This window comes from Mycoplasma sp. CSL10137 (genome assembly GCF_017116845.1).
Taxonomy (GTDB): domain Bacteria; phylum Bacillota_I; class Bacilli_A; order Mycoplasmatales; family Metamycoplasmataceae; genus Mycoplasmopsis.
The window spans coordinates 125,033-137,656 of record NZ_JAFIRE010000001.1; the positions used below are offsets into that span (position 1 = coordinate 125,033).

Here is a 12,624-nt window from a genome sequence, read left to right on the forward strand (position 1 = left end):
CTCTATTCATCATTTGCATTTCTAAATGTATCTCCATCTTTTGAAATCTCGATATATTCTCTTAATATTTTTTTAGTTTTTGTTTTTATCTTATTAGCCATATTGTCTCAAGCAGAAATATTAAAATCTAATTTTTCTAACTCATCAAAAGCTCCAACCATAATTAATGTGTCTTTTGCACGTGAAACAGCTACATTAATACGTTCTGCACTTTTGTAAAATTCATAATTTCTTCTATCAGGGTATTCAATTCTATCATCTCTTAACACACCTTTAGCTCTAACGAAATCTACTATTATAATTTCTTTTTCTCTACCTTGGAAGTTATCGACAGTATCAACTTTAACTTTATTAATAGTTTTTTGTTTGAATATATCTTTTTTATCAGTTAAATATTTTTTAATCACTGAATTTTGAGATCTTGTCATAGAAATAATTCCGATTTTATCTAAGTCAAATTTTTCACTATAACTAGAATTGTTTAATACAATATTTTCAACTATACCCGCAATTATAAATGCGTTATATTCGTTTATAGTAGATTCTTTTGATTCGGTTTTATCTAATGTTCTAGTTTGATCAAAAGCTATATAATTATTTCTTCTGATAATTTCTCTTTGCATTTCACTAAAAAGGTGGTAATTGTAATTCATAAATTCCTGATTTATTTTACTTGTGTCCATAACAATAAATTCTTTATTAATTTTAATATTAGGATATTTATAATTGACTAAATATGAACTATTTTTTTTAATTGGAGTAGTTAATTTTTCGTCAGAATCATAATTAACATTTACAACTTTTTGTATAGACTTATTGAAACGGTGTTGTTCGGTTAAAAAGGTGTAAAAATTTTGACTATCACTTACATCCGCTTTTAATTTTAGTGCATGAAATTTGAAAAATGGATATTTAAGTTCAGAAATTAACTCTCTAACACTTTCATCATTAGCAAATCAAGTTCTATCTAATCTTCTATTACTATTTTCTTGTAATTTTTTATTTCTTAATTCTTTAATGTCTTTAAATGAATCAAGAAGTTTATTTATTTCAATAGATTCAACTTGATCATCTGTTTTAGAACCTGTTTCAAAGTCTAAAACAGGTGGTAATTGTTTATAGTCACCTGCAAGTAATATTTTTTCAGAAAGCATACATGAATTTATGATTTCTAATGTACTACTTTTGGATACTTCATCCACAATCGTCATATAAATTGGATATTGTAAAAATAATTCTTTCACTGTTGCATTAGAGTCTTTGCGCGGATTAATTACCTGGTTTGCAGTTGTTGTTAGTCCAATTAAATTGATCAATTCATTTTCGTATATATAATCTGAAAATTCATCTTTAATTTTACTGTTATGTACGTCTTCTCTAGCTTCAATTTTATCCTTAATTAATTGGAGTTTTTGGAATACTTTTTCATTAGTATCTTTTTTTTCATTAGTGTTTAAACTACTTAATACTATGTTATTATTTGATATTTCTTTATATAAATCTTTAATTCTTTTGTTTTCTAATAGTAAATCCAATAATTCGTCAACATTATTTTTTATTCGTTCAACTCTATTTCTATCAATTTCTGTTTTTATATCTTCAAATTTGTATATAACATCTTCTTTTATTAAATTGTATTCGTTTTCAAATACATTTAACAATTCGGTAAAATCTTCAATAGTTCACTTATTGAATTCATCTATAAATTCATTTAGTGACATATTTTTAGAATTCTTCTTAAGAGAATCAATAAAAGCAATCATTTTTTTATTAATTTCAAAATGTTTTTTTAATTTTCTACCGTCAATTATTTTAAATTTATCTATTATTTTTCCTAAAATATCATTTTTATTTTTCTTTAACGTTGAGTTAATTATTGCTAATGAAAAGTTATAGAAGGCATGATTTAAATCGTAAATATTCGACTCATCTTCTTCGATTTCTTGTTCTTTGATTTTATCAATTTTGTCATTGAATTTTCTCTTTTTATTTAATTTTTTTCTAATTGTTTTATACATAATAAAGTTAGGATCATCTTCAGTAATAGATTTAATTCTATCAAAAGCGTTCAATATTGCTTCATGAGTTGAAGACATAAGCAATACATTTTGCTCTTTATTATTAATAATATGATGAATTAAGGCACTAATTGTTTGTGTTTTACCAGTGCCAGGAGGACCTTGAAGATATGAAATACAAGGAGTTAAAATAGCTTTTTTTACAGCTAGTTCTTGCTTTTTATTCAATTTAATATCAGGGTGCATGTTTAAATCATAATTATTTATTAACGACTGACTTACTTTGAAAAAATCGGGATCTTCAATTGATTTAGCTAAAAGTGGATTTTTGTATTCTCCGGATTTAAAGTTTTTTAATGAATTATAAAATCTTTTATGTTTGCTAAACATACCGTAATCTTCATCAGAAAGAACGAAATCACTATTTTTGTCAAATTTTCTTGAAAATTGTAGCAATTCATTAATTTCAACATCTGTATCATATATTTTTTTAACATCTATAGCTCTTAAATTTCCTAATTTTGCGTTATCAAACTTAAATGTGTAATATAGATATTTTTCACTTTCGTTTTTAATTTTTGAATTAATTAAATCAATTTCATTTCCTAATTTTACTATTTCATTTTTTGATGTTTCGTTTTCTTTTTTATATATATTAAAAGTTGTTTCTAATTTATTTAATATATTTTTTTCTTTATTTAAAGCATCTTCAGAGTTTTTAACTAAATCATTATATTTGATAATTTCTTTATCTAATGACTGGATTTCTTGATTTATAATAATCTTTATTGAGTTATTTTTAGTTATTTTTTCTTCCAAAGAATTATTTTTTTCTTCTAAAATAGCTTTATTTCTTTCATAATTATCTTCATCTTCTTTTTTTGAACTTTTTTTAGGTTTTATTTTATTTATTTGTTCATTATTATTTCTAATTTCTTTATTTATTTTTTCAATTTCACGACTAATATCTAATATTTCTAATTTTAACTTTTGAAAATCATGATTTTTAGTATTTAAAATATTTTCATTATAAACGAGCACTCTTTTTTGTTCATTAACCTTATTTTTTGAATTTTCAATTTCTGATACTTTATATGAGTTTAAAAATTCTTGTTCATTATATTCAATTTTGCTTTTAAGATCAGCAATTTCTTTTTGGTTAGAAGAAATTTTAGAATTTAATAATTCAACATATTTATACTCTTCAAATTTTATGTTTTGCCTATTTATTGATACTTTTTCATCGCTATCATTAATGTTATAAAAATAAATGTATCTCTTTTCGTTTTCAACAATATTTATAAAATCCTTATTAAATTCTCTTCTTGTAATTCTGAAAATAAATTCAGTTCTTTTATCACCACTTCTTTGTGTTCTAAGAACAACAGGAAATATATTTTGATTTTTTCTATCATTTCCCTTACTATATTTAGGTTTTTGATCATTAATATAATCTTTATAAAAATCTAGTGTTCTACCTAATTTAATCATACCATTATCTTTTTTCATATCTGTTTTCATTATAAAAACATCTTTAGTAACATCAAATAAAATGTTTTTTATAATGCTGGTATTGATATTTGTAGATTTAGGTGTCTGGCTAGTATAAAAATTTAATTTAAAACTATTTGCATAATTAGTATATTTAGATAAAATTTCTTCTTCTAAATTATTAAGTATTGCAATTCTGTCCAATTCAAAGTAGTCGCCATTTGATTCGTTAAAATTTGTCTTTATATTTATTGCAATATTGTTCTGATTTTTAAATATTTGAGTTTCATTTGATAAAAAAATTATAAAATTTAACGATGAAACTCTCATCGGACTAGTAGTTTTAGCAAATAAATCATTATTTGTTATATAAAGTGATTTAATTGAATTTTGTATACTACTAAAAAATTCAATTAAATCCATGTTTTTGTTAATTAAATTATTAGATTTTAATAATTTTTTTAAGTGGTCATTAACTGTAAAATCTTGTTTTCTGTTTTTAAATGTTTCTGCTTGTTTAGCATCTCCGATGTTCATTATTTTATTTTTATTAATTTTTATGTTTAAATCCATATCTTTTTTATTTTTTATACTCCGTTAGGTTTTTTATATCATTTCTACTAATTTATATTATTTATAATTATAATATTAGTTTATCAAAAAAAAAAAAAAAAACGGTAGGTAAACCCAAAAAAATCCTATAGCTATACAAAAAGTAAAAATTTCAGTTGTTTTGATCAATTTTAGCTAAATTTAGAGATGTTTAAAAGTAAATAGAATTCAACGTCAAAAATACGTAAAAATTTATACATTTTTTCTTTAAGTAAAAATAATTTTTTATATAATATAAAAATATGAAAAGCAAGGAACTTTTAATACAAATTTTAAGAATAAAAGACATTCTTAGTAACTTTAATGATATTGAATATCCTTCTAAATCTTACAGTGTCGAAGAGTACTGTGAGAATCTTTTTGATACCGTCTCCCTGTTGTTTAAGTTAGCATTTTAAAACAATACGAAAGGAGACATTATAATGACAAAAAATGCAAAAAATAACTTACCTATTATTGAATTAAAAGAAGTTGTTAAAGAATTTTCTGACAAAACAGTTTTACACAACGTTAATTTAAAAATTAATCGTGGTGAATTTGTTACTTTACTTGGTCCTTCAGGGTCAGGTAAAACTACTATTTTAAGACTACTTGGTGGTTTTGAATGAACTACTCGTGGTGAAATTCAATTTAATGGATATGATATTAAAGATCTATCGCCTCATAAGAGAAATGTATCTACTATATTTCAAGATTATGCTTTATTTCCTCATTTAAATGTTGAAGGAAATATCGCTTTTGGATTAAAACTTAAACGTGTTCCTCGTGAACAAATTAATCAAAATAAAATTGACAATTTAGAAATCAAATTGTCCCAATGAACAAAAAAAGCTAATTCAAAAATGAAACAAATTGAAATTCAATTAGAACAATATACTGAAGAACTTAAAAATCTTAAAAAAGGTACATATCAGTATAATAAACGTCAAAATTGAATTGATGATTCTGATTTTAAATATTCATATTGAGAAAATTATGTTAATTTAAAAAAACAAGCATATGAAGATCGTCATTTTAAACGCAAAATGACTAATGCTGAAATGAACGAAAAAATTAGTAAAATAATTGATATTGTAGGTCTAAAAGGTAACGAAACAAAAGCAATTTCTCAATTATCAGGTGGTATGAAACAAAGAGTTGCTTTAGCTAGAAGTTTAGTTATTGAACCAGAAATATTATTACTTGATGAACCACTTAGTGCTTTAGATGCTAAAATTAGACAAAAAATGCAAGTTTTATTAAGAAGTGTTCAACAAAGTTTAGGTTTAACTTTTATTTTTGTTACACACGACCAAGACGAAGCTTTAGAATTGTCAGACCGCATAGCCGTTATGCGTGATGGAGTTATTGAACAATACGATACACCTAAAAATATTTATGATTTTCCTAAGAACATATGAGTTGCAAAATTTATTGGTGATTCTAATATTTTTGATGCAACTTTTGAATCTAATGGAAATATTAAATTGCTTGGAAAAAGTTTTAAAACAATTCATGAAAAAAGTGAATTTAACAATAAAGAAGTTTTGGATGCTTTAATTAGACCTGAAGATATTGATATTATTTCAGAACCTAAAAGTACTGAAGGGAAAATTAAAGGTACTGTCACTGAAATTTCGTATCGTGGAAGTTATTATTATCTAAAAATAGAAACTGAAGATGAAGATGTTATTTATGTTGAAACTGCTAAAAAATTTGAATTAGAGGAAGTTGTTTACTTGAGTTGAACAATTGATTCTATTCACTTAATGAAAAAAGATTCTAAGTGAGATTATTCCCAAAATGATTTCCAAAATTAAACATTTATTTAGTTTCGACAAAAAAACTGCTTTATTCATTCCTTATTTAATCATTGCTATATTATTAATTTTATTGCCTATTATTATGATTGTGGTTAATGCATTTGCTGTTCATGGTTCTAATTTTGATTCATTTGTGTTAATTAAAGATGTCAATACTTGAAGAATAATTGGAAGATCGCTATGAATAGGGATTGTATCCGCATTATTATGTTTAATAATCGGATTTCCATATGCATATTTTATTTCATCATCAAAGTCAAAAATATTTAGAATTTTTGCCTTAAGTTTAATGATAAGTCCTATGGCAATTTTCACCATTTCAAGAATTTATTCTATGAAAGTGCTAGCATTAGCGGTAGTTTCTAACTCAAAAAGTTTAAATAGCGAACTTTTTATGATTTTTGGACTTACAAGCCTAAATTTACCATTAATGATTATGCCACTATATACTGTTTTTAAAGATATGCCTCGCAATATTATTGAAGCAAGCAATGATTTAGGTAACAATAGTTTTCAAACAATTTTTAAGGTTATTATACCTTATGGTACAAAGGCGATTTTGAGCGGACTTGCTATGATCTTTTTAGCGAGTGCAACTACATTTATTATTAGTTCTAAATTATTAACAGATGGTTCCCAATTACAAACAATTGGAGAGTTGATCAATAGTAAAATTAACCCTGGTAATAAATATGATTTAAGTACAGGTTCGGCGTTAGTTATTGTTGTATCTGCTATATTTATGGGTATATTTAGTTTATTTCTAATTTTACCAAGAGTAATTTTCTACTTTAAAAGAGGTGCGCATTATGAATAAAGTATCCTCATTATTAAAACGTAGTTATGTTTACTTAATTTTATTAATAATTTATGTTCCATTAGTTGTTGGTGTTATTTTTAGTTTTAATGTTCCTACTAAAAAAGGAGAAGCAAACCCAAGTTGAATTAAAGGTACTTTTGACAATTGAGTTTCAGTATTAGATTCTGGTCGTGATTTAGCTTTATTAAATACCATATTATTAGCCATAATAGTAAGTTTTTTAGTGGCTACAATAAGCATTATAACTTCATATGCAATGTACCGTCAAAAGAATAAACTAATCAAAAGTACACTTACATCAACATCAAACATTCCGCTTATCAACCCTGATAATATAACAGCAATTGGTTTAGTTTTAGTTTTTACTGCTTTTTTTGGAATAGTTCAAGTAGATAACGAAGGTTTTTTAAGAGTTATTGTAGGTCATACAATTATGGCTTTACCTTACGGAATATCATTAACATTACCTCGTAGTGAAAAGTTTAATAATAACTTATTCGAAGCTGCACAAGATTTAGGACACTCTAAAATAAAAGCTTGATTCAAAACATATTTAATTTATATGATTCCTTCTATTATTTCTGTAATTTTAGTTAGTTCGGTTTTAAGTTTTGATGATTTTATCATCGCAAGAACAACTTCTAATACTTCCACAATAGCAACTAAATTATACGAAGGTGCATTCAGACCGTGAGCACTTGTTTTAGGAGCTATAGTATTATTTACTACAATCATTGGAAACTTAGTTTATGCAAGTTACAAGTTGAAGAAAAAGTAGAAAAATAAAATTAGCTTTACTCACTATAAGTTCAGTAATAGGAATCACAACTTTAGCGACAACAATTGCTATTAAAAATAAAAATAGATTTAAACCTAGTTTTTTTAATTACAAATCATACATGTCGGATGATAATATCGAAATATTACGTGAATCATTTGATTATAAAGAATTCGATGAAATAAATCAATTTAGCAACGCATTGATAAATAACAAAGCTGCTGCCGGAATAGGTTCAGACTTTATAGTGGCTTCTTTAATTAAAAATAAACTTATCTCTAAATTGAATTATTCTATTATATTTAACGAACCTATTTTAGAATCCATGGTAGATTATGATAGATTGAGAAACCAATTTAAAAATAATCCTACAAATGAGTTAAAAGAAAAATTAGAACAAGCAACACAAGCACGTAATTTAGCTCGTAAATATGTGCAATTATCATTACGCAAAGAAATTTGAGAACACTTACAAAGTTATCAACTAGATAATAACGATGAATTATGAGAATATTTTTATCCTTATTATTCTCAAGATATGGTCGTGTCATACAATATTAATAAAGTCGCAATTCCCAAAGATTATAAAAACAGTTTAGGAGGATTTGATTTTAAAAAATATTATAACGAACATCAAGAGCAAGCACAAATTAAAAACCCAAATGCTTTAGTTAATGTTTTAAAAGCTTTATCAAGTGCTAATTATAATAATTGGGTTATTACAGATTCAGTTCGCGATAATATGCTCTATGCTTCTGCTTATTGGCCTTTACCAGAGGGTAGAACAGATCAAAAATTCACAGGAAGTGTAGAAGAAAACTCAGAGTCTCAAAACGAAACATATAAAATTTTAATTAATTCTTTTATTGATTTAATTAAGGATGGAACTGGATATGACATTCGAGATTCTAAACATATTTCTTTAAAAGGTGATGGTCTAGAGATTGTTAATGATATTACTAATCCACGAGATGATTCTGGTTCGATAAATGCATCAATTATGTATAACGGAGATGCTATTGACGCTTATTATAGCGAGGATAATTATGATAATGCAAAAGATGGATCTGTTTTAGCTTACAGACCAAGTGATAATATTTTATTAGTTGATGGTTTAATAATTTCATCTAAATTAGATCAAAAAACAAAAGATAAATATATTAAGACAATTTCACAAAGTTCATATTCGCAAACTCCACAAATCATTTTAGAATACAAAGAGTTATTGGGACAAAACTTAGTACCTAATTTTGATCAGTTAACAGATTCTAATATCACTCAAGCCCAAAGAATGATTTCCGAATTAAATAGTTGAAAAATCTGAAAAGATATTAAAACAAAAGAATTAAGTGAACTAGATTTAGAGCAAGAATCAATTAATAATTTTATTAACTATTATTCAAACTTATTAAACTTATCGAACAAAAATAATTCAAAAATATATCAAGAATTTTATGATTTAAGATCAAATGATGATGAAGACAATTTTGAGCAAAAGGTAAATTATTACCCAACTATTATTGAAAATAATTTATCTGAAAATAATTCTATGTTTTTAGATAAAATATCTTCTTTAATAGATTTAAACGTTGAAGATCGCGAAAGTAAAATTAACGATCTTAAAGAACAATCTACAGAGATTGAAAAAATAATTATTGAAATATTATTTAGCGATGAAGAAAATATTCTTAATGCATTAATTGAATATATTAGTGATAATGAAGTATCACAAAGTGAGTTAAAAGATTTAGTTAAAAAAGTTATTGCTCAATCTATAGCGTTTATTGATCTATCGAATGATGATTATATTGAAGATTATAAGAATCTAACTAATTTTAACTTTATTAATTATGTCCCAACACAAATAACAGATTATGAAATAGTTTATAGAAATTACTTTTCTGATAAAGTTGAAGGACAAGATCAAAATGTAATTAATATCTATAAAATAGAAAACACTTCTAACGTTAGACACAAAGCTCTTCAACCAATTTCCGACTCTCTTTTAAGTAAAATAACCACATATTATTTTGCTAAAACAAAATCATAACAAAAAATGACACAATATTTATGTGTCATTTTTTATTTTATTGTTTCTTTTTTCTGTTTTTAAATAATATAATGGCAGTTATTATGCCTATAACAACTATTAAACCACCTAATATTTTAAATTGTTGGTTACTTTTACTTTTTGCAGGGGCAGTAGTTGTTTTTGGTTCTTTGTTTTCTGTTTTTTCTTCAATTGTTTTAGTATCATTTTCTTTTTCGTTATTTTGAATATTACTTTTTGTTATTTTATTTAAATAATCAACAGTTTCTTCTACTTTTTTATTTTTTGAAGTTTCGCTATTATTAGGTTTAGCATTTGAAGAATTTTGAGAGTTTTCATATTCCGGACTATAAGTTACACCTTTTTTAATGTCTGAAAATGAGTCGGCAATTTCAACTATATCATTTTTTTGAGTTCTGATTACTATCTTATCACTTTCGTTAGGTTTTATTGAAACTTTTTCACCATTTAAATAAATAGATTTGAATGCTATGTTATTATATTCAAGTTTTAAATCTCCGCCTACATTAGATTTAATTTTTGTATATTTTAAATTTTTATTTTTTCAATCTAAATCAATTGTAAAGTTACCCCTTGCGAGTAAACCGCTTACATTACCATCGTTATAAGCATCGGGTAAAGCGGGTAGTAATTTAATATATTCTTTATTGGATTGTAAAAGCATTTGCGCAATACCACTAACTATTCCGAAATTAGCTTCGATTTGAAAAGCATTTGCACCTTCTCTAATATTATCTCATAAATTATTCATTATATTATTTTGAGTAAACATATCTTCAAGAACAGAATGTGCATTATTACCTTCATATAGATTAGCTCATAAGTTAATTTTATTAGCTTTACCTCAACCTGCACCAAAATTACCACGTAATTCTAAAGTTTTTTTAGCAGCTTGAATGTCTTCTTCTTTTTCAAAAATATTTCCAGGGAATAGTCCAATTAATTGACTTGTGTGACGGTGTCTGTTATCATTTGAAATAATTCTACCATCTTTGTATCTGTTGTATTTACCTTCTTCGTATCATTCTTTAATTTGTCCATCATCACCAATGTTTAAAGGTTTTAATTTTGGTTGTTTTTCCTTGATTGATCTAACTAATTCTGAGTCGAAATTACCTAAATTATTTTTTAATAAATAATTTGTTGCATTGATGTAATCAATGAATAACTGAGCAACCAATGATTGATCGTATGTATTCCCTAGAGAAACAGTACCATGCTCCGGAGAAAATGAAGGCGCTGAAACTCATCTATCTGTTTTTTGATCATAATATAAATATTGATCTCAAAATTTTGCAGTTTCTTCTAATAAAGGAAATATACGTTCAACAAATAATTTTTCATCTAAAGTGTATTCAAAATGATTATATATTTCGTGAACTATTCATGCATTAGAAGCAGGAGATCAACCTCAGTTAAATTCTCAACCAGGAGCACTAAAACCAAATGGTGTTGCTTGAGTGTGTGCTAATCAACCGTTTGCAGGGTTAGAATTATCTGAAGCAATATTTGAATACTCTTTAGCTGCTAATCTTCCACCAAGACGTAGGTCGTCGATATAGTCTAATAAAGGAATTATTGTTTCTGATAAATTAGTCATTAACGATGCTCAATAATTCATTTGTAAATTAACATTTAAGTGGTAATCACTATTTCAAGCTGGTGCATCATCCATGTTTCAAATACCTTGAAGGTTTGTTGGTAAACTTTTATAATCTTTGTGGGGTCTGCTTCCAGAAATTGCTAAATATCTACCGAATTGAAATAATAGCTGTTCAAGATAATTTTTTGAATTTCTATCTAAAGTATTATTACGATATTTATCGATAAGATCTTTTAAATTTTTATATTCAGGTTTTTTAGCTATATTTAATTTTACACGATCAAAAAGCGATTTGTAATCTTTAATATGATCAGATTTTATTTGTTCATATGTTTTGTTTAGTTTGTCTAAATTATTCTTAATGTAGTTTAAAGGATTAAAGTTTTCTTTTCTATATGTTGGAAATTTCAATTCATAATCACTTTTTGATTGAATAACAAAATAAACTTTTGATGCATTTGAAATTCTTAGTTTATTTCCTTCTTTGGTAATTGTATTATTTTCACCTTCTATTTCTTTAACTCTTAAAACACTCGCGAATTTTAATCCGTTATCTTTAACAATACCGTCTAAACTAATTTCTCTTTTTTCTAAATCAATATTTTTTGTATATTGTTTTAATTGTTCGTTATTGTTTGTACCAGTTAAATCTAAATCAAAGTTAAGTTTGTTTCTACCTTTTGCACTCATTGAAATCACAATAACATCATCAGGATAACTAGCAAAATATTCTCTAGTATACTCTGTTTCATCAACTTTATAAGAAACTGTAGTTAGTGATTTTGATATGTTTAATGATTTAGAATAATCTACAATATCACTTTGTTCAAATGCATTTCTTTCTGTAATATCTACATTAGCCATAGAAATGTATTTTCCATATAAACGATTATGTGGTCCGATAAATTTAGAATTAGCAATTTGTTTTGCTTCTTCAATTTTATTCTCGGATAGTAGTTTTCTTATTTGATCTAAATATTCAAAATGATGTTTATTATTTTCCGAAGCAATCGGGGTATTCCCACCATTATTTTCTTCATTTGATTTTGGTCCACCAGTCCAAATTGTTTTTTCGTTTAATTGTATTCTTTCGTTGCGAACACCTCCAAAAATAGTTGCACCTTGATCACCATTACCTATTCCTAATCCATTATTCATTCAATTATCACGATTAAAATTAGATATTATTTCGTTATATTTTAATTCTAATTCTTGATTGGCGATTATTTGTTCGTTTGAATTTGAATTATTATTTATTTGAGTTGATATTGATAAAAAACTTGGAATAGATACCACTGAACTTAATAATGGTATTAATATCTTTTTAAATTTCATTATGCTCCTTATTATATTTTTAATAATATAATATTAACATTTTCGCAATTCTATAATTTATTATGGTTTTTTTATTCATAAAATGCAATTAATT

7 protein-coding genes are annotated in these 12,624 nt (G+C 25.2%); 4 read left to right on the forward strand and 3 right to left on the reverse strand.

The window, feature by feature from the left end; all coding sequences use genetic code 4:
* Positions 1–2 precede the first annotated feature (2 nt).
* A complete protein-coding gene (locus JXZ92_RS04045; protein WP_205851787.1) occupies positions 3–4,082 on the reverse strand; it encodes an AAA domain-containing protein in 4,080 nt (1,359 codons plus the stop codon).
* Between the two features lie 461 nt (positions 4,083–4,543).
* Between JXZ92_RS04045 and JXZ92_RS00395 the strand changes: the two genes are divergently transcribed.
* Positions 4,544–5,920, forward strand: coding sequence for an ABC transporter ATP-binding protein (locus JXZ92_RS00395; protein WP_205851788.1), 1,377 nt, complete (start codon positions 4,544–4,546; stop codon positions 5,918–5,920).
* A gap of 42 nt (positions 5,921–5,962) precedes the next feature.
* On the opposite strand, the gene JXZ92_RS04295 is transcribed toward JXZ92_RS00395, so the two are convergent.
* A complete protein-coding gene (locus JXZ92_RS04295) occupies positions 5,963–6,241 on the reverse strand; it encodes a hypothetical protein (RefSeq protein ID WP_374962842.1) in 279 nt (92 codons plus the stop codon).
* Between JXZ92_RS04295 and JXZ92_RS04300 the strand changes: the two genes are divergently transcribed.
* Genes JXZ92_RS04300 through JXZ92_RS00410 form a run of 3 tightly spaced genes read left to right on the forward strand, consistent with a single transcriptional unit; the run spans position 6,213 to position 9,571 of the window.
* Positions 6,213–6,740 (forward strand): ABC transporter permease subunit, encoded by a 528-nt coding sequence (locus tag JXZ92_RS04300; RefSeq protein ID WP_374962840.1) that lies wholly within the window; start codon positions 6,213–6,215, stop codon positions 6,738–6,740. The two genes, JXZ92_RS04295 and JXZ92_RS04300, sit on opposite strands and share 29 nt — an antisense overlap.
* Positions 6,733–7,521 carry an ABC transporter permease gene (locus JXZ92_RS00405; RefSeq protein WP_205851790.1) on the forward strand — a complete coding sequence of 263 codons (789 nt, stop codon included), beginning with the start codon at positions 6,733–6,735 and terminating at the stop codon, positions 7,519–7,521. The genes JXZ92_RS04300 and JXZ92_RS00405 overlap by 8 nt, the downstream gene beginning before the upstream one ends.
* The gene (locus JXZ92_RS00410) at positions 7,493–9,571 is read left to right on the forward strand and encodes a hypothetical protein (protein WP_205851791.1); all 2,079 of its coding nucleotides are present in this window, start codon (positions 7,493–7,495) and stop codon (positions 9,569–9,571) included. Before JXZ92_RS00405 ends, JXZ92_RS00410 begins: the two co-directional genes overlap by 29 nt.
* 37 nt (positions 9,572–9,608) lie before the next feature.
* On the opposite strand, the gene JXZ92_RS04050 is transcribed toward JXZ92_RS00410, so the two are convergent.
* Positions 9,609–12,530 (reverse strand): glycoside hydrolase N-terminal domain-containing protein, encoded by a 2,922-nt coding sequence (locus JXZ92_RS04050; protein WP_205851792.1) that lies wholly within the window; start codon positions 12,528–12,530, stop codon positions 9,609–9,611.
* Positions 12,531–12,624 lie beyond the last annotated feature (94 nt).